Origin of the sequence: Burkholderia sp. Bp9090 (genome assembly GCF_003857985.1) — a bacterium.
Classification (GTDB): Bacteria; Pseudomonadota; Gammaproteobacteria; order Burkholderiales; family Burkholderiaceae; genus Burkholderia.
This window is the reverse complement of record NZ_QTPV01000002.1, coordinates 226,100-247,989: the sequence shown is the minus strand read 5'-3', so window position 1 is coordinate 247,989 and position 21,890 is coordinate 226,100. Positions and strand designations below refer to the sequence as shown.

The 21,890-nt window shown below is 65.8% G+C and carries 20 protein-coding genes and 1 pseudogene; 5 read left to right on the top strand and 16 right to left on the bottom strand.

What is annotated here, in order from left to right:
* Positions 1 to 41: 41 nt before the first annotated feature.
* From DIE16_RS02815 to DIE16_RS02800, 4 genes are all read right to left on the bottom strand, one after another.
* Complete coding sequence (locus tag DIE16_RS02815; protein ID WP_260434325.1) at positions 42 to 1,109, bottom strand: FAD-binding oxidoreductase; 1,068 nt, start codon at positions 1,107 to 1,109, stop codon at positions 42 to 44.
* Positions 1,106 to 1,501: a cupin domain-containing protein gene (locus DIE16_RS02810; RefSeq protein ID WP_260434324.1), complete on the bottom strand. Its 396-nt coding sequence runs from the start codon at positions 1,499 to 1,501 to the stop codon at positions 1,106 to 1,108. The genes DIE16_RS02815 and DIE16_RS02810 overlap by 4 nt, the downstream gene beginning before the upstream one ends.
* Entirely contained in the window at positions 1,498 to 2,826 is a 1,329-nt protein-coding gene (locus DIE16_RS02805) for a lysine N(6)-hydroxylase/L-ornithine N(5)-oxygenase family protein (RefSeq protein ID WP_124891739.1), read from the bottom strand. Before DIE16_RS02805 ends, DIE16_RS02810 begins: the two co-directional genes overlap by 4 nt.
* Before the next feature lie 123 nt (positions 2,827 to 2,949).
* Entirely contained in the window at positions 2,950 to 4,296 is a 1,347-nt protein-coding gene (locus DIE16_RS02800) for an MFS transporter (protein WP_260434323.1), read from the bottom strand.
* A 194-nt stretch (positions 4,297 to 4,490) separates the two neighbouring features.
* Between DIE16_RS02800 and DIE16_RS02795 the strand changes: the two genes are divergently transcribed.
* Positions 4,491 to 5,219 carry a helix-turn-helix transcriptional regulator gene (locus DIE16_RS02795; protein WP_260434322.1) on the top strand — a complete coding sequence of 243 codons (729 nt, stop codon included), beginning with the start codon at positions 4,491 to 4,493 and terminating at the stop codon, positions 5,217 to 5,219.
* Between the two features lie 22 nt (positions 5,220 to 5,241).
* Here DIE16_RS02795 and DIE16_RS02790 read toward each other — a convergent pair whose 3' ends face one another.
* The 4 genes from DIE16_RS02790 to DIE16_RS02775 all read right to left on the bottom strand — a co-directional run bounded on the left by DIE16_RS02790 (position 5,242) and on the right by DIE16_RS02775 (position 9,418).
* Positions 5,242 to 5,943, bottom strand: a complete 702-nt coding sequence (locus DIE16_RS02790; protein ID WP_124891737.1) for a glutathione S-transferase family protein — start codon at positions 5,941 to 5,943, stop codon at positions 5,242 to 5,244.
* Positions 5,940 to 7,445 (bottom strand): FAD/NAD(P)-binding protein, encoded by a 1,506-nt coding sequence (locus DIE16_RS02785; RefSeq protein ID WP_124891736.1) that lies wholly within the window; start codon positions 7,443 to 7,445, stop codon positions 5,940 to 5,942. The genes DIE16_RS02790 and DIE16_RS02785 overlap by 4 nt, the downstream gene beginning before the upstream one ends.
* An 18-nt stretch (positions 7,446 to 7,463) precedes the next feature.
* Positions 7,464 to 7,907: a nuclear transport factor 2 family protein gene (locus DIE16_RS02780; protein WP_124891735.1), complete on the bottom strand. Its 444-nt coding sequence runs from the start codon at positions 7,905 to 7,907 to the stop codon at positions 7,464 to 7,466.
* 626 nt (positions 7,908 to 8,533) lie between these two features.
* Positions 8,534 to 9,418: a LysR family transcriptional regulator gene (locus tag DIE16_RS02775; RefSeq protein WP_185735442.1), complete on the bottom strand. Its 885-nt coding sequence runs from the start codon at positions 9,416 to 9,418 to the stop codon at positions 8,534 to 8,536.
* A 77-nt stretch (positions 9,419 to 9,495) separates the two neighbouring features.
* On the opposite strand from DIE16_RS02775, the gene DIE16_RS02770 reads away from it, so the two are divergent.
* From DIE16_RS02770 to DIE16_RS02760, 3 genes are all read left to right on the top strand, one after another.
* Positions 9,496 to 10,797: an aspartate aminotransferase family protein gene (locus tag DIE16_RS02770; protein ID WP_124891733.1), complete on the top strand. Its 1,302-nt coding sequence runs from the start codon at positions 9,496 to 9,498 to the stop codon at positions 10,795 to 10,797.
* An 86-nt stretch (positions 10,798 to 10,883) separates the two neighbouring features.
* Positions 10,884 to 11,753, top strand: coding sequence for an AraC family transcriptional regulator (locus tag DIE16_RS02765; RefSeq protein ID WP_124891732.1), 870 nt, complete (start codon positions 10,884 to 10,886; stop codon positions 11,751 to 11,753).
* 44 nt (positions 11,754 to 11,797) lie between these two features.
* Positions 11,798 to 12,205 carry a DUF2000 family protein gene (locus tag DIE16_RS02760; RefSeq protein ID WP_124485251.1) on the top strand — a complete coding sequence of 136 codons (408 nt, stop codon included), beginning with the start codon at positions 11,798 to 11,800 and terminating at the stop codon, positions 12,203 to 12,205.
* A gap of 136 nt (positions 12,206 to 12,341) precedes the next feature.
* Here DIE16_RS02760 and DIE16_RS02755 read toward each other — a convergent pair.
* The 3 genes and pseudogenes from DIE16_RS02755 to DIE16_RS02745 form a co-directional block, all read right to left on the bottom strand.
* Positions 12,342 to 13,145 (bottom strand): annotated as a pseudogene (locus tag DIE16_RS02755) (DMT family transporter); the annotation flags it as partial.
* Between the two features lie 14 nt (positions 13,146 to 13,159).
* Positions 13,160 to 14,146, bottom strand: coding sequence for a 2OG-Fe(II) oxygenase (locus DIE16_RS02750; RefSeq protein WP_124523214.1), 987 nt, complete (start codon positions 14,144 to 14,146; stop codon positions 13,160 to 13,162).
* A gap of 36 nt (positions 14,147 to 14,182) precedes the next feature.
* On the bottom strand, positions 14,183 to 15,163 hold the full coding sequence (locus tag DIE16_RS02745) for a hypothetical protein (protein ID WP_044846851.1): 981 nt from the start codon (positions 15,161 to 15,163) through the stop codon (positions 14,183 to 14,185).
* A 133-nt stretch (positions 15,164 to 15,296) separates the two neighbouring features.
* On the opposite strand from DIE16_RS02745, the gene DIE16_RS02740 reads away from it, so the two are divergent.
* Complete coding sequence (locus DIE16_RS02740; RefSeq protein ID WP_124485249.1) at positions 15,297 to 16,148, top strand: LysR substrate-binding domain-containing protein; 852 nt, start codon at positions 15,297 to 15,299, stop codon at positions 16,146 to 16,148.
* A 341-nt stretch (positions 16,149 to 16,489) separates the two neighbouring features.
* Here the strand turns inward: DIE16_RS02740 and DIE16_RS02730 are convergent, their stop codons facing one another.
* The 5 genes from DIE16_RS02730 to DIE16_RS02710 form a co-directional block, all read right to left on the bottom strand.
* The gene (locus DIE16_RS02730) at positions 16,490 to 17,191 is read right to left on the bottom strand and encodes an ABC transporter ATP-binding protein (protein WP_044846849.1); all 702 of its coding nucleotides are present in this window, start codon (positions 17,189 to 17,191) and stop codon (positions 16,490 to 16,492) included.
* Complete coding sequence (gene livG, locus DIE16_RS02725) at positions 17,191 to 17,964, bottom strand: high-affinity branched-chain amino acid ABC transporter ATP-binding protein LivG (RefSeq protein ID WP_044846848.1); 774 nt, start codon at positions 17,962 to 17,964, stop codon at positions 17,191 to 17,193. The genes DIE16_RS02730 and livG overlap by 1 nt, the downstream gene beginning before the upstream one ends.
* Positions 17,961 to 19,232 (bottom strand): high-affinity branched-chain amino acid ABC transporter permease LivM, encoded by a 1,272-nt coding sequence (locus DIE16_RS02720; RefSeq protein ID WP_044846847.1) that lies wholly within the window; start codon positions 19,230 to 19,232, stop codon positions 17,961 to 17,963. Before DIE16_RS02720 ends, livG begins: the two co-directional genes overlap by 4 nt.
* Positions 19,233 to 19,243: 11 nt before the next feature.
* Positions 19,244 to 20,170 (bottom strand): high-affinity branched-chain amino acid ABC transporter permease LivH, encoded by a 927-nt coding sequence (gene livH, locus DIE16_RS02715; RefSeq protein ID WP_044846846.1) that lies wholly within the window; start codon positions 20,168 to 20,170, stop codon positions 19,244 to 19,246.
* A 184-nt stretch (positions 20,171 to 20,354) separates the two neighbouring features.
* Positions 20,355 to 21,473, bottom strand: a complete 1,119-nt coding sequence (locus DIE16_RS02710; protein ID WP_044846845.1) for a branched-chain amino acid ABC transporter substrate-binding protein — start codon at positions 21,471 to 21,473, stop codon at positions 20,355 to 20,357.
* Positions 21,474 to 21,890: the final 417 nt, after the last annotated feature.

Here is a 21,890-nt window from a genome sequence, read left to right as displayed (position 1 = left end):
TCACGAATTCGAATGAGCTGGCACTGACCGGCGTGACCACATCACGCCTCGAAACAACGCAACGCCTCGTCGGCGAGGCCGGGGGACAGCCGGAAACCGGCGCCGCTACCCGCGCCGGCGATCACCACGGGAATCCCCGGCACACGTTCGACGAGCGGCTCGCCGCTCGGCGTATAGGCGTCGCAAAACACGCGCCCGCCCACGAACGCATCGCTCGAGCCCGGCAGGTAGCGCTCGACGACGCGCATCGCGAGCGACCGGTCCTGCGCGGAGATTTCGAGCGCGTGCTTGAGCGGCCGGCAGTCCCACTCGTCGGCGCGGAAGCTGAACAGCCACTGGTTGCGTGCCGGTAACGGCATGAGATAGGCGTCCGATTGCGGAAAGAACACGGCGGCGGCGTCCTGTGGGGGAACGCGATCTACATGCAGCGCGACGACCTTCTTCACGCGTACCGACGCGGCCGTGGCGAATGCTTTGAACGGATCGCCGGCAAGCCACGGCCCGGCTGCCACCACCGCGCGCACGGCACGCATCGTCGTGCCGTCGTCGAGCCGGAGCTCGACGCCCGATGTCCCTGCATTCAATTCGCGCACACCCGCGCCTTCCACACAACTCACGTTCGACGACCGCATGCTTGCGGCGATCAAGCCACGCGCGATCTGCGCAGGATCGTGGCTGACCGCCGTCCCGCCTCGCAGCAACACCTCGGTATCGCCCAGTACGAGCGGTCCGACGAGCTTGTCGCGCAGGACGTCGGGAGGCACGTACGCATCCCCGATCGTGAAATCCACCGCAACCTGCTGCAGTTCGCTCGCGCGCGCAGCTTGCGTCACCCAGAACACGTCGGCGGCAGTCGTACGCAGCCCGAGCGGGCCCCGGATGTCGCGGTAGAGTTCGGCGCTCAGCGCTGCCAGCTTCCGCTCCCTCGGCGTGCTGCCCGTCGCCAGCAGCACGCCGGCGGAATGCGCGGTCGCGCCGTCACCGACGCGGAATCGCTCCACGAGACAGATGCGCCATTGAGGAAAGCGGCGCTGTGCAAGATGGAGAGTCCACGCACCAACGATGCCGCCGCCGACGATCGCGAGATCATATTCAAGCGCCATGCTCATTGCCACCATATCGAAAAGATTTGCGCGTCCACTTCGCCGACATTGCGCGCGAAATGTGGCCGCCACGGTTCGAAGAACACGGCCTGTCCCGCGTCGACGCGATGCCACGCACCGTCGTAGCAGACATCGAGCTTCCCGTTCGACACGAACCAGATCTCATGCACCGCATGACGGTCTTCCTGCGTGCCGCATCCGGGTTCGATCGTGAAACGGGAACTGCGCAGCGGGGCCTGCGCCATCCGCTCGCGGAACGTGTGCATGAACAGCCTCACGCCGGCGAGACCGACCGCCTCCTCGGCTTCGACGACGAGAGGTTCGAGCGACGCGGGGGCGCCCGGCGCCTGGCACGCCGCCCGATCGTCTCCGGGCGTACCTTCTGCGATCCGGGTCACGAGATCACCTCCAGGTCCTGCAAGCCGCGCTGGATGACGCGGTCCTGCGCTTCCCAGTGGACGAACGGCGCGCGCTCATCCAGGTCGTAGCACTGCGCCCCGGCGATGCTGTTGATGATGCGCGCGCAACGCCAAGGAATCAGGCCGAGATTCGGGTCGGCGATGCCGCGCTGGTGCCGGGCAGCGTTCTGCACATAGATGCGGCTACCCGACGGGCCGTTCCAGCGGATTGCATAGTCGTGGTCGACGACGAAGCCGTCGTCGCGCCACTCGATCCGGTCGGCGATCGGGTCGAGGCATGCGGGCATGCCATATGTGTAGCCCGTGCACAGCACGACGATGTCGGCCTCGAGCGCTTCGTGCACGTCGCGCTGCGCGTGCCTGAGCGTCAGCGACCAGCCGCTTCCGTTGCGGGCGACCGAAACCAGCTCGCGCGCCGGGCGCAACTGCAGATCGCACGGCAGGCCCGTCACGTGGCGCAATTCGTATACGCGCCGGTAGATCGCCTCGAGCAGCGCGGACGATACCCCGTCGCTCGCGAGTTTCTGCTCAGCCAGCAGCGACGCGCGACGCGTTGCCGGCAGATCGTAGAAGTAGTCCGCATAGCCGGGCGTATAGAGTTCGTTGGTGAACGACGATTCGTCGAGCGGCGCGAAATTCCAGCGACGCGACGCCCACGTGACACTCGCCGGCATCGCACTCGCGTCGGAAATCAGATGCTGGAACACCTCCGCCCCGGTCTGCCCGCCGCCGATCACGACGACGCGCTTGCCCTCTACCGGATTGTTGTTGGTCAGGTACTGCGACGCATGCAGCAGCGTCGTGCCGAGATACGGCTTCGCGCAGTCGGGAACGCTGGGCTGCTGCCCCGTGCCGAGCACGAGATGGCGCGTGGCCTGCGTCCAGTCCGGCCCGTGCACGACGATCAGGTCGCCGTCGGTCTCGACCGCCTCGACTTCGCGGTTGAACTCGAGATTCGGCAGTTGTTCGCAGGCCCAGCGATAGTACTGGTTGAATTCGCGCCGCATGACCTGCGGGAAATTCGCGTTGATGAAACAGAGCAGCCGCTTCTGGCTCGCCAGAAACTGCAGGAACGACAGCGCGCTGGTCGGATCGACCAGGCTGACGAGATCCTTCAGGAACGAGACCTGCAGCGCGGCGTTCGGCAGCATCAGCCCCGCGTGCCACTGAAATTCGGCACGCCGGTCGAAAAAGCGGCTGCGAATCGTCGGGTGCGGCTTGAGGAGCGCGGCGAGGCTGAGATTGGCCGGCCCGATCCCGATCCCCACGACATCCATCGGTGCTTCCGTAAGCGAGTAGCGCATGGTTAAAGTCCTTAGATAATCAAAGCGACAGCGAAACGGCGGCCCGGACACGCAATGCGCGCCGACACGGCGTCGCAGACCGCGTCCGACGGCGATCCGGTTGAATTGCTCGAGTGAATGGAATCAGATTGCGGGTTTCGGCTCGCGGACTGCTCGCACGAGCGTGACACGCCAGCATCCAGCCGCCGCCAGCGACAGCCCGATCGCCACGAAGATCGCGACACGCACGCCTGCGCCCGGGGTCTGTGCGGTGCTCATCAGTGCGCCGAAGATCGCCACGCCGAATGCGGAGCCGCTTTGCCTGCTCGCATTGAGCACGCCAGCCGCGATGCCCGCACGACTCTTCTCGACGGCGCCCATCATCGCGGCCGTGACGGCCGGCGTGATCACGCCCGAGCCGAATCCGACCGCGGGAAAACACAACGCCACGCGCCAGTACGGCGCATCGCTCGCCAACGCCAGCAACCCCGCGAAACCCGCTGCGTAGAGCAGGAATCCCGCGACCACGACCCGGCGCGCGCCGAACGACCGGCACAACCGGCCTGCCGAGAAACTGCCGGCCGTCACCAGCACGGTGAGCGGCAGAAATGCGAGACCGGTCTGCAACGGCGGCCAGCCGCGGTTCTCCTGGAAATACAGGCTGAGCAGGAACAGCAATCCGTAGAAAATCAACGCCGACACCAGTGAGACGAACACCGACGCGGAAAACACCGGAAGACGAAACAGGCCGAGCGGAAGCATCGGCTGCGCGCGGCGGCGCTCGATCGTGACGAAGCCGGCCCAGGCCGCGACGGCCAGCACGATGCCGCCGAGAATCGGCGTCGATCCCCATCCCAGTTTCGCGCCCTCGATCAGGATCGCAACCGAACTCCCGAGCGCGACGATCGCCGCCACCTGGCCGGCAAAATCCATATGCGCCCCCCCCTGGCGATGCGATGCGCGAGGAACGCGCGTCGTCAGCCACGCACCGCAAACGGCGAGCGGAACGTTCACGAAAAAGATGCTTCGCCATCCGAACCAGTGAATCAGCAGACCGCCCGCGAGCGGGCCGGCCGCCATCGCGATGCCGCCGCAACCGGCCCAGACGCTGATCGCCCCGGCCCGCTCCTGCGCGTCCGGATACGCCGAGGTGATCAGCGTCAGCGAACACGGCACGAGCAGCGCGGCGCCGACACCCTGCAGCACGCGCGCAATGACCAGCGTCGCGAGATCGGGCGCGGCGCCGCACAACGCCGACGCGGCTGCAAACACCAGCAAGCCGGTCAGGTACACGTTCTTCGCGCCGAGACGATCGCCGAGCAAGCCTCCCGTCAGCAGCAGGCTCGCGAACGTCAGCGTGTAGGCATTGACGACCCACTGCAGCCCCGATACATCGGAGCCGAGTGTTGCCGCGATCCGCGCGAGCGCAACGTTGACGATCGACGTGTCGAGTATGACGACGACATAGCTGAGGCTCGTTGCCAACAGCACGCTTTTCTTGTATGCGATTGTTTCATTCACGTGAATGAGGCCCCCTACGGAATAGCGTGTTGACTATAAGCGTGGGGCCATCGACAATGCTTCGGAGCGTATCGAAGTGTGCCGGATCGAACGTCGGTTCGCGATACGAAGAAGACAATAAATAGAACCGGAGAGAAACAGTGAGTCAGCACAATATTTCAACCGTGGCCCATTTGATCGCGGAGCCCGTTCGTGCAGTAATCCTCATCACGCTGACGGACGGTTGTGCCCGCTCGGCGAGCGCGCTTGCGGAAGCCGCCGGCGTCACCGCACAGACGGCGAGCTCGCACCTCGCAAAACTGCTTGACGGCGGCCTGCTGAAGGTGGAAAGCAAGGGCCGGCACCGCTACTACAGCCTGGCCGGCCCGCACGTTCCCCGCGTGCTCGAGAGCCTCGCGTCCGTCGGCCCCGTCTCACGGGCATGGCGCACGACGCCGAATCGTTCCGCACGGGAATTGCGCTTTGCGCGGTGCTGCTACGATCATCTCGCCGGCCAGATCGGCGTTGCCGTCACGCAGCGCATGCTCGAGCGCGGCTACCTCGTCGAGCACGGCGAATACGCGTACGAACTCACACCGAGCGGGCATTCGTGGCTGCAGCAACTCGGCCTCGACGTCGGCGGCCCGTTCGCCAATCAGGCAGGACACGCGCACCGTTGCCTCGACTGGACCGAGCGGCAATATCATATTGCCGGCGCGCTCGGCGCCCATTTGATGAACGCATTCTGCACGTGGGGATGGATGACCCGCGGTCATGAGACCCGCGTCGTCGCCGTGACGCCGGCCGGCTGGGACGCGCTGCGTGAACACTTCGGCATCGAGCGCAACACCGAACTTGACGCGCAGGCACAGCGGGGTGCGCCGCGGTTCGCCGAATATCGCGAGACGGCCTGACCGGCAGGCCGCACCGGCGGCATCACGCAGACGCGTCGGCCGCCTGCAACGCCGGCTGGCGGCGGTAAGCGCCGGACACGAAAGCCGCCTCGATTTCCACGATGCGCTGCTCCAGATCCTCACCTGTCCGGCGCCACGCGGGTATCGCGTCCAGCAACCGAGCATGCCACGCGGACAGATGCGGGTAGTCGCCGAACGGCGCGCGAGTACGCGGCACGTGGCTGAATGGCGCGGCGAGATCGATGTCGGCCAGCGTCGGCACGTCGCCGACCACGAACGTGCGATCGCGGAGATGGTCGTCGAGCACCTGCGCATACCGGCGAATCGATCGCAGTGCGTCGGCCACCAGCACCGGGTCTTCCTCTCGTCCCTGCAGCCGGTGGATGAAGCGCTCGTCGATCAGCACCGAGGGCCCGCGCCGGAAATGCTCGGCGGCCCAGAACATCCATTTGAGCACGTCGACGCGTGCCGTGCCTGCCGGCCATAATGACGAGCCAGACCGTTCGGCCAGGTAAATGGCAATCGCCGACGCCTCGAACAGCGCGACATCACCGTCGGTCAGAGTCGGAATGGTTCCGTTCGGATTGAGTGCGAGATAGGCCTCCGTGCGATTCTCGCCGGCGAACAAGTTGATCGGCGTGAATTCGACGTCGAGCGACTCGTGCATCACGACGGTCAATACCCGCCGCGTGTTGCTCGACCCGCGGTCGCCATACAGTTTCATCCTGCCTCCGTTGCAACGGCATTTCGTTCATCAAGGCGTTGGTCGTCGGCGCGCCAGCGCCGGCACAGCTCGCCCGCCTGTCGCGCAGCCTGATAAACCGCGTTGATCAGCGGTGCGCCGGCATAAGACGCGACGCCGAGCGTCCAGATTCGCTCCGGCCGCGCGGCGCCCGCGAGCCAGACCCGGAGGTCGTGCGACACGCGCGGCACGCCGCCCGTGACATCCGCATCGGCCGACAACGCCAGCGCGTGTTCGCTCGCGCGCAGAGGCGCCTTCTGGAAGCCGGTCGCGCACACCACCGCGTCGTATGTTTCCGACGCACCATCCTGCCAGTCGATCCGCCAGCGCCCGCCGACCTCGTGCAGCGCCGCCGGCACGCCAGCCTGGACGCGCAGCCGCCCTTGCTCCACAAAGCCGAGCAGTTTCTCGCCATTCCCGAGCGGGCATGCGAACAGATATCGGCCCATCGCGCGCGAGCACGCGTCGATCGCCAGCTTCTGATGCGCCGGCGGTTCGCTGCGCAGGCGCGCTTCCGCCGCGTCCATGTTCGCCACCAGAATGTGTTGCCAGTCCGTCGCGCCGTCGCGTGCCAGCGTCACTTCGCGCCGCAGTCGTTCGACCGGATCGCGCAGCCGCACCACCTGGTCGCGCAGCGCGCGCCCGCGCACCGCGCGCGCCGACCGCGCGATGATGCGCATCAGACGCCACGACAATGCGCTCGAGTTCAGGTCGAGACGGGCGTACGCGGCGGTGTCGACCGGTATCGGTGCCACGCGCGTCGTCGCCGTGCGCACCGCCGGCAATCGGCCCGACGGCGACGCGATGACGACCGAATGACCGCTCCGGCACAGCAGCAACGCCGCGTCGACCGCCGTCAGCCGGCTGCCCAGCACGAGCACGCGCGATTGCGGCGCGAGCTGCGCGAGCACCGCCCTTTCCGGATAAAACCGCGCGAAAATTCGCGGCGCGCCGACGTGCGCCTTCACGGGCTCCGGTATGGCCGATTCGCCGTTACCCGTACACACGAGCACGTCAGTCGCGTCGAGCGCCGTATCGTCGTCCAGCCAGCAACGGTAGCCGCCCGCCGCCATTCTTTCGACATGCCGCGCGCCGGCTCTCACCAGACGGTGATCGATACCCGCGTCGCGGGCCTGCTGGCTGAAGCGCGCATGGCACGCAACCAGATAGCCCGACACATAGCGACGCGGGACGAACGCGTCGCGCGACACGGACACGCCGATGGATAGCAAATAGGCGCGGAAATCGTCCGGATCGTCGTCGAGCATCGACATCGTCTCGACCGACGTATTGCACAGCAGCGCCGGATCGAGCGCGGAGAACGCAACGCCCTGCCCGATTCCGAGCGGATCGACGATGTCGATCGACTGCGCGACGCCGAATCGGACCGCTGCCGCGAACGCGGCGACGCCGCTCGCGCCCCCTCCGACGATGACCAGCCGGCGCCGCCCGCGCACATCGCTCGCTACTCGTGCGTTTTCCATGGGTTACATCAGTCTCGTCTATCGCGATACACCGGCGTTCGCCGCGGCCAGCGCGCCGCCGAGCAATCTGACGCCGTACCAGCCCCAGTACACGCGGTGGCTGACGATCTGACCGTCATCGATGTCCATCATCTCCATAAGATCGACCTGATCACCGGCCGGCGCGACGCGCGGATATTCCCACGTGAGCTGCTTTCCGTTGACGAAATAGACACCCGTGCGGTACCACTGTGCGAGGTCGCCCGGAAACTTGCGGATGCTGTCCTCGAAGAACGTCAGGATCGCGTCGCGCCCGACCACCAACCCGCTGTTCCGCTCCGGATAAACAGCCAGCGCGAGCGGCGTTTCGAGTACCGCGCGCTCGGCATAAAGCGCAGCCGTTCCCGCAAGGTCGCGCTTGCGCACCGTGTCGTGCCACGCGGTGAAAATACGGTTCATGTCGGCATCGACGGAATCATTCATCGGAATCTCCAGGCAGGGTCGACCTGCGCATGACGGCCAGCATCGTGTTCGATGCCCGACTATATCGGAGTCCCGCCGCGTCTCGTTTCGACGCGTGTCGAAGTATCGTGTCGCGCCGCATCCCGCGGACCAGCAACGTGACGCGCGCCGACTTCCGCCGCAGGCTTCGCGTCGAACATCGTTGATGCCGGACGATTGACGGCGGCGGCAGCATCATCCTGAGCGACGACTTCCCGTCAAGGCGCCGGCAACATCGCCCGAACGGCATCCCGTGGATCCGGAACGCACTGGCAATGCCGCATTCGAGGTCGCGGCGCCGGACACTGCGTCATCTTGCGCGAGCAAGGTGGGGCGGCCGGCTTCGTGTTGGGACCCCGACGATCATTTCGCTCGCTTGGACGTCTATTTCGCCGTCGGTGCGCGTAAATCGGACAGAAGCCCTGAGGACATCGTAGGACGGGTCGCGGGCCGAAGTTGTATCGGTGATACAGACCGGCTTACGATTCGTCATGCCGGCGCGAGACATCGTGCGGCACGTGCATGTAATCGCGAAGCGCGCCGGACTCGACATTCGGTTTAGCCAATCAGTATCGGAGCATGAGGTCATGGCAACCACACGCCATGCCTCACAACAACGGCAGCGTCAACCGAATATGCTCCGCAAACGCCGCCGTCAGATGCGACGGCCGCTTCCGGTCGAACCGCAGCGTAATGCCGACCGCCGGCAGCGGCGGCAATCCGCGATCGCCGGCGAGGATGGCCAGATCCGCCGGCACCGCCGTCTGCGTCATCACCGCGAACGCCTGCCCCGAACGCACCAGCGCGGTCAGCCCCGCGAGGCTGCTGCTCGCATACGCGACGCGATAATCGCGGCCCGCGCGATGCAGTGCCTCACAGGCCGCGATGTGATCGAGCGTATCGGGATCGGACAGCGCGAGCGGCAACGGATCGAACCGCGCGGCATCGAGCCCCGGATAGCCGATCCACACCAGTTGCTCGCGGCGGATGAAGTCGCCGTCCGAACCATCGTCCGGCACGGACACCATCGCCAGATCGACCGCCCGCTTGTCGAGCTGTTCGAGCAAGCGCGGCGTCGGCCCGCATACGACTTCGACGATCGCCTGCGGATGCTGGCTCGAGAACTGCCGCAGCAGCGAAGGCAGGAACACGCCCGCGTAATCGTCCGGGCAGCCGAACCGGATCGTGCCCGACAACCCCGTGCCGCACAGATCGGCCATCGCCTCGTCGTGCTGCCGCAGGATGCGCTGCGCATGTACGAGCAGCCGCTCGCCGGGATGCGTGAGCAGCACGCCGCGCCCGGTGCGCTGGAACAGCGGCTGGTCGACGCTTTCCTCGAGCCGCCGCATCTGCTGGCTGAGCGCGGACTGCGTGCGGCCGACCCGCGCCGCCGCGCGGCTGAGCGAGCGCACTTCGGCGATGACGACGAACGAGCGCAGCAGGTCGATTTCGAGCGAACGTGCCAAGGTATTAGCTCCTTTTCTACCTTGCATAAGAACTATTCGTTTCCATAAAACCAGACCGGCGCCTAGACTGCAAGCGATCCTTGGCTCTTGTCCGGAGAAGCCCGATGTCCCTGAACGACGACGCAACCTTCTGGCACAACGCCAGGCAGCACCTGATCCGCTACGGCGGCACGTTCGAGCCGATGATCATCGAGCGCGCACAAGGCAGCTTCGTCTACGACGCGGACGGCCGCGCGATCCTCGATTTCACGTCGGGCCAGATGAGCGCGGTGCTCGGGCACAGCCATCCGGAGATCGTCTCCGTCATCAACGAATACGCGGGCAAGCTCGATCACCTGTTCAGCGGGATGCTGTCGCGCCCCGTCGTCGACCTCGCGACGCGCCTCGCCGACCTCACGCCGCCCGGGCTCGATCGCGCGCTGCTGCTGAGCACCGGCGCGGAATCGAACGAAGCGGCGATCCGGATGGCGAAGCTCGTCACCGGCAAGTACGAGATCGTCGGCTTCGCGCAGTCGTGGCACGGGATGACGGGCGCGGCGGCATCCGCCACGTACAGCGCCGGCCGCAAGGGCGTCGGCCCGGCCGCCGTCGGCTCGTTCGCGATTCCGGCGCCGTTCACGTACCGTCCGCGCTTCGAGCGCAACGGCACTTATGACTATCTCGCCGAACTCGACTACGCATTCGACCTGATCGATCGCCAGTCGAGCGGCAACCTCGCCGCGTTCATCGCGGAGCCGATCCTCAGTTCGGGCGGCATCATCGAATTGCCCGAAGGCTACATGGCGGCGCTCAAGCGCAAGTGCGAGGAGCGCGGGATGCTGCTGATCCTCGACGAAGCGCAAACCGGCGTCGGGCGCACCGGCACGATGTTCGCGTGCCAGCGCGACGGCGTGACGCCCGACCTCCTCACGCTGTCGAAGACGCTCGGTGCGGGGCTGCCGCTCGCGGCGGTCGTCACGTCCGCACGGATCGAGGAACGCGCGCACGAACTCGGCTACCTGTTCTACACGACCCACGTGTCGGACCCGCTGCCGGCAGCGGTCGGCCTGCGCGTGCTCGACGTGGTGCAGCGCGACGGCCTCGTCCAGCGGGCGAACGTGATGGGCGACCGGCTGCGGCGCGGGCTGCTCGACCTGATGGAGCGCTTCGACTGCATCGGCGACGTGCGCGGGCGCGGCCTGCTGCTCGGCGTCGAGATCGTCAAGGACCGGCGGACGAAGGAGCCGGCGGACGGCCTTGGCGCGAAGATCACGCGCGAATGCATGAACCTCGGGCTCAGCATGAACATCGTGCAGTTGCCCGGAATGGGCGGCGTGTTCCGGATCGCGCCGCCGCTGACCGTCAGCGAAGCGGAAATCGATCTCGGGCTGTCGCTGCTGGAACAGGCGATCGCACGCGTGCTGTAACCCCGCCGCCCGTCGCTGCCGCGCGAAGCGCGTACGATCTGCGTACACTATCCGGCAGGCAACGACGACGGGCAGCGAGGCGAGCGATGGCAAGCGCGGCAAACGACAACGGCACGAACGAACACTGGCTCGTCGCGCGCCGCGATCCGGAAACGGGGATCGAAAGCCTGCGCGCGCATTTCAGCGGGCATGCGTACGATCCGCACGATCACGACGACATGCTGATCGGCTTCACGGAACAAGGCGTACAGCGTTTCCAGTGTCATCGGTCGCTGCACACGAGCGTGCCGGGCCGCGCGATCCTGATCGAACCGGGCGCGCTGCACGACGGCCATGCGCCGGAAGCCGGCGGCTTCACCTACTCGATGCTGTACCTGCCACAGGCGTGGGTCGAACGTGCGGCCCGCCGAATCGATCTTCCCGGCCTGAGCTGCGTCGAAGCCGCGTTCGGCCATACGCTCGTCGACGATCGCAGCCTCGTCGACGCGATCCGCCACGCGTTTCTCGCGATCCACGGCAACGAAGGCAAGCTCGCGCGCGACCAGACGCTCGACCGTCTCCTCATGCGCCTCGGCGGTCAGTTGCGCGATTCGGTCGCGGCAAGCGCCGACGCGAGCACGGGCACCGTGCCGCCGGCGATCGTGCGCGTGCGCGACCTGCTGCACGCGCATCTGGACGGCAATCTCGGCCTCGACGAACTCGCCGAGCGGGCCGGCATCGATCGCTTCCGGCTCACACGGCTGTTCCAGCGCGCGTACGGAACGTCGCCGCACGCGTACCTGGTTCGCCTGCGCCTGCGCGCGGCGCGCCGGCTGCTCGCGGCGGGCCGCACGCCGGCGCAGGCCGCCGCGGACGTCGGCTTCGCCGACCAGAGTCACCTCGGCCGCTGGTTCCGCCGCGCGTACCGGATGACGCCGGCCGCCTATCGGCGGATGTGCACAAACGTTCCAGACTGATCGCGCCGGCCGTCCGATCATGAGCGCTTCAACGAGGAGCACTCATGTTCGATACGAAAGTGGCATTGATCGTGCGCGACGATCTCGCGGCGTGGCAGAAACTCAACGTGGTCGCATTTCTCGCGACGGGCGTCGCGGCCGGCGCGCCCGAAGCGCTCGGCGAGCCTTACGAGGATGCGGCCGGGAATCGCTACGGCCGCATGTTCGGCCAGCCGATGCTGGTGTTCGCGGCCGATCTCGACGGCCTGCAGGCCGCGCATCGGCACGCGCTGTCGCGCGAAGTCAGGATCGTGCCGTACGTGCGCGCGATGTTCTCGACCGGGCACGACGCGGCCAATCGCGAAGTGTTTCGCGCCGGGGACGCGACGAATCTCGATCTGGTCGGCCTTGCATTGCACGGGCCGAAGAAGGCCGTGGATAAAGCCGTGAAGGGTCTGGCGTTGCACGCGTGAACCCGGCGTCCGGCTCGCTGCCGCGGGCCGCTTCCATGCCTGCCCGCCGCGTCCGGCCGAACCGTTCGCCGTGCTTGCTGGCGAGCCACACGCCGAGCGCGACGACGACGATGCCGAGATAGGTCGTCACCGGAATCCGGTCGCCGAACATCCACGCGGCCCAGGTCAGCGTCACGGGCGGTTCGAGATAGACGAGCGTCGCCACGCGCGTCGCGGGCATGCGCTTGAGCAGCGCCCATAACGTCAGGTAAGCCATGAACGTCGAGAACACCGTCAGCCACACGACGGACAACCAGACGTTCGGCTGCGTCGGCACATGCAGATCGCCGGTGACGAGCCCGCATGCCGCGAACAGCACGAGGCTCACGCACCCCTGCACGAACAGCGGCAGAAACAACCCGTCCTCGTTGCTGCGCACCGTCGTGAGCGCGCGCCGCCGCTGATAGATCGTCGCGATCGACAGCCCCAGCGCGGACACCAGCGGCAGCAGGTACATGACGATGCCGACCGATTCGGTCGGCAGCGCGTATTGCCCGCCGATCACGATGCCGACGCCGATGAATCCGAGCACGAGCCCGGCCCACTGGCGCGCGCCGCTGCGCTCGCTGCCTTCGAACGTCGTCATCGCCGCCGTGATGAGCGGCTGCAACGCCGCGACGATCGCCGCGATGCCCGGCGGCAGCCCATGCTGGATCGCGACGTAGACGCAGGCCAGGTAGAGAAACTGCGACAGAAAGCCGATCACCGCGTGATAGCGAATCTTCTCCAGCGTCAGGCGCCCGAGCCGCCTGTTGAGGACGATCGCCAGACAGAGCGTGACGAGCAGAAAACGCCAGAACAGCAGGTTGAACGCACCGGCCGTCTCCGCGCCGAGCTTGGCGCCGATGAAGCCGGAACTCCACGACAACACGAACACGAGCTGGATCAGGAAAAGCTGCATCGGAACTGCGCCCCTCAGAACGTGACCGTGGATGTGTGCGCGTCGCCCAGCTCTTCGAACCGGATCGGTTCGAGACCGAGGCGAAGGTACTGCATCGCCGCGTCGTCGCGAAGGCTGCGTTGCAGTGCCAGCCAGTTGACGACCGTGCGCGGGATGCCGTCGTCCGAAGCGAGATGCCAGAAGCCGTTGTCGTCTTCGCGTGTATACGGGCAATGAAACGACAGCACCAGCGACATGCGCCGCCCTGCCTCGACCGGTTCGACGCCGTGAAACAGCTTGCTGCCGTAGATCAGCAGCGCGTCGCCCGCCTGGCTCAAATCCGCCGTCTTCACATGCGCGCGTTCGCGATCGTGCCGATCGAACGTCTCGGCAGTCGATTCGTAAAACAGAAAGTTTCCACCCTCGTATTCGGATCGATCCGACAGCACGATGTTCAGCACGAAACTGGTGCCGTCGGTGTGCCACATGCCGACCTGTTCCTTGTCGTCGCGCTCGCGCGTCGGGTAGTAATAGTTGAACTGCGAGCGCGCATTGATCATCGGATACGGGATCAACGGCGCGCCGGCCAGACGCGACAGCCGCAGCAGGAACGCGCGGTCGTGCATCATGGCGTCGATGAAGCGCGAGCGGTTCGTCACCGCACGCACCCGCTTCGAGATGATCCAGTTGCTGTGCGACGCGCTGCGTTCCAGCGTGCGGCCGATCTCGCGCAACGCGTGAACCGCTTCGTCGGAGAACAACCCGCGCAGGCTGCACACCGCGTTGAGCGCGTTCGACTGCGTGCCGCGCATCGGCACGTCGCGATAGCCGAGATCGTCGAGGTTGCGGCGATACCGCACCTGATAGCCGTCGCGCAGGAAGCCGCTCGTCCAGCGCATCCGTTCCGCAATGGTAACCGTGTCGTCCACGACATTCGCGTCGCCGGCCAGCGAGGTCCGCAGCGCAAGCCTCACCCGATCGAACCCGCGCGCAAACACCGGCAGTGCATTTCCCTTGTTCATCGCGTGCCTCGCTCTCGTCGTTGCGGCCCCGGGGCGCTAGCCCTTGAACTGCGCAATCTGGTACACGACGCTGCCGTCCCCGCTGCGCAGCTCGTCGATCACCCGACAGTTGCCGTGACTGCTGCGCACGTGGCGGAATTGCTCGGGCGTGTATTTCAGGCAGACGTTGGTGATCAGATGCCCGTGGACGCCAGCCTTCGACACCGGCTGCAGCGTAACCGCGACGTGGAACTGATCGCCCAGCAGGTTCAGCCGGACGATCGACACGTCATGCTCGCCGTGCGGCTCGAAGCCCTGCTGCCGGCTGACGACTTCGGAGAACCGCACCATGTTCTCGTTGCGGTAGAAGTCGTAGATGTGCGCTTCGCGGCCTTCCACGAACAGTTGCATCTCCGACACCACGTAGGTCGACTTGCCGCCGAGATTGCGGATCAGCCGGCCGATCGTCACCGGCAACTCGTTGCCTTCCTGGAACCCGAGCATCGTGATGAAAGTCATGTCCTGGCCCAGATCGATGTGGTTCCATTGCACGTTCCGGTAGTCGTCGGCGATGTAGTTGAAACAGCCGGGCGTCTTCAGGAACGGCATGATCGCGTCGCGCATCGCGTGTTCCGACGACTCGTTGATGTCGACCGCCGTGTAGCGCAGATGGTCCGGCCCGCCGCCGCTGACGCCCTTCATCAGTTCGGTCGTCTTGACCGGCTCGGGCCCGAGTTCGATGTAGTGAACATGGCGGCCGCGCGACAACGTGGCGAGACGCTCGCTCAACGCACCGATCGCTTCCCGCAACGATCCTTTTCCGTTGCGATCCGCACATAATGCAGGACTCCGAACCCCCAATTCGTTCAGGTTCCGCATCAAGGAGAAGACTTCACGCCCCGCCTCGCGTTGCCGCGCGGCATCGTCCGTGCGCTGCAACGTCGAATACTTCTCGTGATTCTCGACCGTCCATACCGACTCCGCCTTCAGCTTCCTGTCCCGCACCAATGCATCCACTACAAAATCATTGATAGACATGAATCGTTCCCCGGGATACGTGTCACGCTCGATCGAATGCCTGCCGTCGTCCGCCTGTTGACCCGAGGATAGGGAGGCGCAATAATTCCGTCAATCGACATTACCTGAATCACTGATTCGGAAAATCAAAATCATGCCGCGCACCCTGGACGTCGACCTGTTGCGTACCTTCCACGCCGTCGCGAAGCTCGGCCGCTTCAAGGATGCGGCCGCGTATGTGAATCGCAGCCCGTCGTCGGTCACGGCACAGATCCAGAAGCTCGAGGAGATGGTCGCGCAGCGGCTGTTTACGCGAAACAACCAGGCCGTCGAGCTCACGCAGTTCGGCCACAAGCTGCTCGGCGACACCACCGAGTTCCTGTCGAGCCACGACCGCCTGGTCGAATCGCTGTCGCCGCAGATCCTGACCGGCAAGTTGCGGCTCGGCATCCCCGATTCGTATGCCGCGCATTTCATGGCGGAATTCCTGCCGCGCTTCGCCGCCGACCGGCCGTTGCTCGAACTGACCGTCGAAGCGCGCTCCAGCGAGGAACTGCAGCAGCTGTTTTCCCGCGGCCAGCTCGACATCACGATTGCCGTCGTGCCGAAAGCGCTGCCGCACGCGGAACTGCTCAGCAAGACCCATCCGGTGTGGGTCGCCGCGCGCACGTTCAAGTTCAATCCCGACGCGCCGCTGCCGATCGCCGTGCAGCTGCAGGGATGTCCGTACCGTGACACCGCGCTGAACGCGCTGAAGAAGGCGAAGATCGCGCACCGGATGCTGCTCGAGAGCGCGAGCTCGCCGGCGGTCGAGGCGTGCATCGCGAATGGCCTGGCGGTCGGCATCATCGAGCACGACCGCGTGTCCGGCAACCTGACGAGCAACGTCGCGGGGATCGCGCTGCCGGATCTGCCACCGCACCTGATCACGATCCTCACGGACGACAGCAATCGCGCCGCGCTGCATTTGCGCGACGTGCTGAAAAGCACGTTCAGGATCAGCTAGGGTAGAAGAGTCATCAGCAGGTCGAGGCCGAACCGCTGCTGATAGAGGTGTCTCGCGTCGTCGAACATCAGCGTGTCGACGTTCGCGACGGTTCGTTTGATCTTCATCGAATTCGCCAGGAAGACGAATGCGATTTGACGGCAACTGCTATTGAATTTCCAGTAGCTCGGGCTTGTTCGCCACTAGCCATGCCTTCACGTCGGTCATCAACGATGTTGCACTGACAAAGCACTCGTTCACCACCGAGTCCACATGTAGCCAAATTTGCTACGATCGAAGCCGAATCGGCTACACAATTCCCGTAAACCGCCGGCCCATTGCAGGCCGGCGGCTTTCTCTCGTCAACCGCCGAGATACGCCTGCTTGATGCGGTCGTTCGCGAGCAGGTTCGCGCCCGTGTCGGCGAGTACCACGCGCCCCGTTTCGAGCACGTAGCCGCGATCGGCCACACCCAGCGCCTTGTTCGCGTTCTGCTCGACCAGGAACACCGTGACACCCTCGTCGCGAATCGTCCGGATGATGTCGAAGATCTGCGCGATCACGAGCGGTGCGAGGCCGAGCGTCGGCTCGTCGAGCAGCAGCAGGCGCGGCTTGCTCATCAGCGCGCGGCCGATCGCCAGCATCTGCTGCTCGCCGCCCGACATCGTGCCGGCCCGCTGCGCCGCGCGTTCCTTCAGGCGCGGAAACAGCTTGAACACGTGCTCGATGCCGTCGTCGATCTCATGACGGCTCGCGAAGAACCCGCCCATCTTCAGGTTCTCGAGCACCGTCAGGCTCGGGAACACGCGCCGTCCTTCCGGCGAGATTGCCATCCCCTGCCGCATGATCTGGTGCGTCGACATCGCGGTGATGTCGTTGCCCTCGAACAGCACGCGGCCCGACGACGCGCGCGGCGTGCCGCACACGGTCATCATCAGCGTCGTCTTGCCGGCGCCGTTGCTGCCGATCAGCGTGACGATCTCGCCCTTCTTCACCTCGATCGACACGCCCGCGAGCGCCTCGACCGCGCCATAGTGCGTATGGACCTGTTCCAGCTTCAGCATCACTCTTCCCCCAGATACGCCTTGATCACGCGCGGGTCGTTGCGGACCGCTTCCGGCGTGCCGATCACGATCGGCCGGCCGTGCTCCATCACGAGGATGCGGTCCGACACGCCCATCACGAGGCTCATGTCGTGTTCGATCAGCAGCACCGACACGCCGAACTCGTGGCGCAGCTTGTCGATCAGGTGCTGCAGCTCGATCTTCTCCTGCGGGTTGAGACCGGCCGCCGGTTCGTCCAGCATCAACAGGCGCGGCTCGGTGATCATGCAGCGCGCGATCTCCAGACGCCGCTGGTGCCCGTACGACAGCGTGCCCGCCTGCCGGTTGGCGACCGACTTCAGCCCCATCCGATCGAGCCACACGGCCGCGCGTTCGAGCGCTTCCTTCTCGGCGCGACGATACGCGGGCGTCGAGAACAGGCCCGGCAACAGCCCCGACTTCACCTTGCGGTGCTGCGCGACGAGCAGGTTCTCGACCACCGTCAGCGACTTGAACAGGCGGATGTTCTGGAACGTGCGCACGAGGCCCTTCAACGCGATCTGGTGGCTCGGCAGCCCGGCGATCGCGTGGCCGTCGAGCACGACGTCGCCGCCGGTCGGCTTGTAGAAGCCGCCGACGCAGTTGAACACCGTGGTCTTGCCCGCGCCGTTCGGCCCGATGATCGCGAACACCTCGTTGCGGCGCACGTCGAAATCGATGCCGTCCACCGCGAGCAACCCGCCGAAGCGCATCTGCAGCCCGGCGACCTTCAACAGTTCCGTATTCGCGCTCATTGCGGCAGCTCCACGTGGGGACGGCTCGCGGGCAGCAGGCCCTGCGGACGCCACATCATCATCAACACCATCACGAGACCGAAGATCAGCATCCGGTACTCGGCGAAGCCGCGCGCGACTTCCGGCAGCACGGTCAGCAGGATCGCCGCGAGAATCACGCCGAGCTGCGAGCCCATCCCGCCGAGCACGACGATCGCGAGGATCAGCGCCGATTCGATAAAGGTGAACGATTCAGGATTCACGAGGCCCTGACGCGCCGCGAAGAACGCGCCGCCGATGCCCGCGAACGCCGCGCCGAGCGTGAACGCCGACAGCTTGATGCGCGTCGGGTTGAGACCCAGCGAGCGGCAGGCGATCTCGTCGTCGCGCAGCGCTTCCCACGCGCGGCCCATCGGCATGCGGATCAGGCGGCTCGTCACGAACAGCGTGAAGCCGACCAGCACCAGCGCGATCAGGTACAGGAAGATCACCATGTGTTCGCCGCTGTATTCCAGCCCGATCAGTTCATGGAAGGTCTTCGCGCCTTCGACGCTTGCCGAGCGCGCCATCTCGAAGCCGAACACCGTCGGCTTCGGAATGCTCGAGATGCCGTCCGGGCCGCCGGTGAGGCTCGTCAGGTTGTTCGCGAGCAGGCGGATGATTTCGCCGAAGCCGAGCGTGACGATCGCGAGATAGTCGCCGCGCAGGCGCAGCACCGGGAAGCCGAGCAGGAAGCCGAACGTCGCCGCGGCGATCGCCGCGATCGGCAGGCACTCCCAGAACGACAGCCCGAAATACTGGTTCAGCATCGCGTACGTATAGCCGCCGACCGCGTAGAACCCGACATAGCCGAGATCCAGCAGCCCCGCGAAACCGACCACGATGTTCAGCCCGAGGCCGAGGATCACGTAGATCAGCGCGAGCGTCGCGACGTCTACCGCGCCGCGCGAACCGAAGAACGGCCACACGAGGCCGACCGCGAGTAGCACCCAGATGATCGCGCGCTGCTGCTGCGCGCCCATCGCGGGCATCGCCGGCAGCTTCACCGCCGATTTCGCGCGCACGAGCCACGGCTTGAACAGCTGGAACAGGAACACGGCCGCGACCGCGATCCACACCGGACGCCAGTGCGGCGTGAGCACCACCTGATAGCCGTCGAGCTTCAGCTGCAGGCCGAGCACCGGAATCGTGAGGATCGCCGTCAGCAGCGCGGCGGCCGCGGCGTTCTTCAGCGCCTGGCCGACCGACGCGTCGGCGGCCGGGCGGCGAACGGAAATGACTTGACTCATCTGCGTCTCCCTCAGACCTTTTCGATGTCCGACTTGCCTAGCAGGCCGGTCGGGCGGAAGAGCAGGATCAGCACGAGCAGGCCGAACGCGACCACGTCCTTGTACTCGGCCGGCATGTAGCCTGCGGCGAAGGTTTCGGCGAGGCCCAGCAGCACGCCGCCGAGCATCGCGCCCGGGATGCTGCCGATGCCGCCCAGCACCGCGGCGGTGAACGCCTTGATGCCCGCGACGAAGCCGATGTACGGATTCAGCTTGCCGATCGTCAGCCCGATCAGCACGCCGCCGACGGCCGCGAGCATCGCGCCGAGCACGAACGTGAACGAGATCACGCGGTTCGTGTCGATGCCGAGCAGGTTCGCCATCTTCATGTCTTCGGCGCACGCGCGGCACGCGCGGCCCATCCGCGAATGCGAGATGAACAGCGTGAGCGCGATCATCAGCACGACCGTCACGCAGACGATCAGCAGACGCGCATACGGAATCGTCACGTCGTAATCGCCGCCGAGATGGATGTCGAATGCGCCGGAGATCAGCACCGGCACGGACACGTCGCGCGCGCCCTGGCCGATCTGCACGTAGTTCTGCAGGAAGATCGACATGCCGATCGCGGAGATCAGCGGCACGAGGCGCGGGCCGCCGCGCAGCGGGCGATAGGCAACGCGCTCGACCGCGAAGCCGTACAGGCCGGTGACGAGCACCGACACGATCAGCGCGGCGCCGAGCACGAGCGGCAGCGGATAACCGGCGGAGATGCCGATGGCGGTGAGGGTCACGAGGCCCACGTATGCGCCGATCATGTAGATCTCGCCGTGGGCGAAGTTGATCATGCCGATGATGCCGTAGACCATCGAGTAGCCGATGGCGATCAACGCATAGATCGCACCCAGCGTCAGGCCGTTGACCAGCTGCTGGGCGAATTGAGGAAAGAAGTCAGTCATGTGCGGGAAGCTCCCGTTGGCGCTGGGTCGCGTGCCGTCGCCGGATCACGGCGGTCGGCCGCGTGCAACGCACGGTGTCGTCTCGGGCCGCCCGTCGGCCGCGCAATGGGGTCATGCGCGGCGCGAATGCACGCCCGCCCCGTCCGGGCTCGGACAGGGCGGGCGCGCGGGCGGGTACGCCGGATTACTTGGCGGCGGTCTTCGTCGCGTCCTTGTGCCACGTGTAGACGACGAACTTGAACGCCTTCAGGTCGCCCTGGGCGTCATACGCGACCTTGCCGATCGGCGTGTCGAACGTCGTCTTGTGCATGTACGCGGCGACCTTCGTCGGGTCGGTCGTCTTCGCGCCGGCGATCGCGTCGGCGATGATCTTCACCGCTGCGTACGACGGCATCTGGAACGGGCCGTTCGGGTCGCGCTTCTTGTCCGCGAACGCCTTCACGAGCGCCGCGTTGGCCGGATCGGCCGAGAAGTCGGCCGGCAGCGTGACGAGCATGCCTTCCGAAGCCGGGCCGGCGATCGCCGTCACGTCCTTGTTGCCCACGCCTTCAGGGCCCATGAACGTCGCCTTCACGCCCTGCTCGCGCGCCTGGCGCATCAGCAAGCCCATTTCCGGGTGATAGCCGCCGAAGTAGACGAAGTCGACGCCTTGCGACTTCAGCTTCGTGATGATCGCCGAGTAGTCCGAATCGCCGGCGTTGATGCCTTCGAACAGCACGACCGGGATCTTCGCGCCTTCGAGGTCCTTCTTCACCGACGACGCGATGCCCTGGCCGTACGACTGCTTGTCGTGCAGGATCGCGACCTTCTTCGGCTTCACGTTGTTGATGATGTAGTGCGCGGCGGCCGGGCCTTGCTGGTCGTCACGGCCGATCGTGCGGAAGATGAAGTGGCGCTTCTTGCCTTCCGTCAGCTGCGGCGCGGTGGCCGACGGCGTGACCATCACGATGCCTTCGTTCTCGTAGATGTCGGAGGCGGGAATCGTCGAACCCGAGCACACGTGGCCGATCACGTACTTGATCTTCTGGCTGACGATCTTGTTGGCGACGGCGACGGCCTGCTTCGGTTCGCATGCGTCGTCCATCTGCACGACTTCGAACTTGTTGCCGCCCGCGCCGCCTGCCGCGTTGATCTGTTCGATCGCGGTCAGCGCGCCGGCCTTCACCATGTCGCCGTATTGGGCGACCGAGCCGCTCATCGGACCAGCGATGGCGATCTTCACGGTTTCCGCTTGCGCGGCGGCGGCGCCGGCGGCGAACAGCACGGCGGCGACGGAAATGGACGTAAGACGGGACAGCGTCATCTGGGAGCTCCTCGATGTTGTTTAGTCATACGGGCAAAGGCGGCATGACTTGCGCAATCGAACAGCACCCGGGGCGAGGACATGGGACACGCCCGAGACACATGAAGACGGACCTGCGGATGAATGTTGCGTAGCGGGGCCCGGCTCTTGCAGTCCCCCAAGGGGGACGTCTGGTTCGGAAAGACATCGTGATGCGTCTTGCATTGCGCAAGCGTTTCGCCTGCCCCGCTTGCCAACTGCTTGTTCGGAGGGATGGTCCGACAGCCGTTGGCAAGGCAGTCGAAATTATATGGGGGTTTTTAAATCGTCTGTCAAAAATGCCGCTTCTATGAGGGAAAACACGGAGAAACTGGGCGGGGGAGAGGTGGCGATTTGGGAGCAACTCGGGCGGGTGGAGAACGTTTGCGGTGGGTGCAA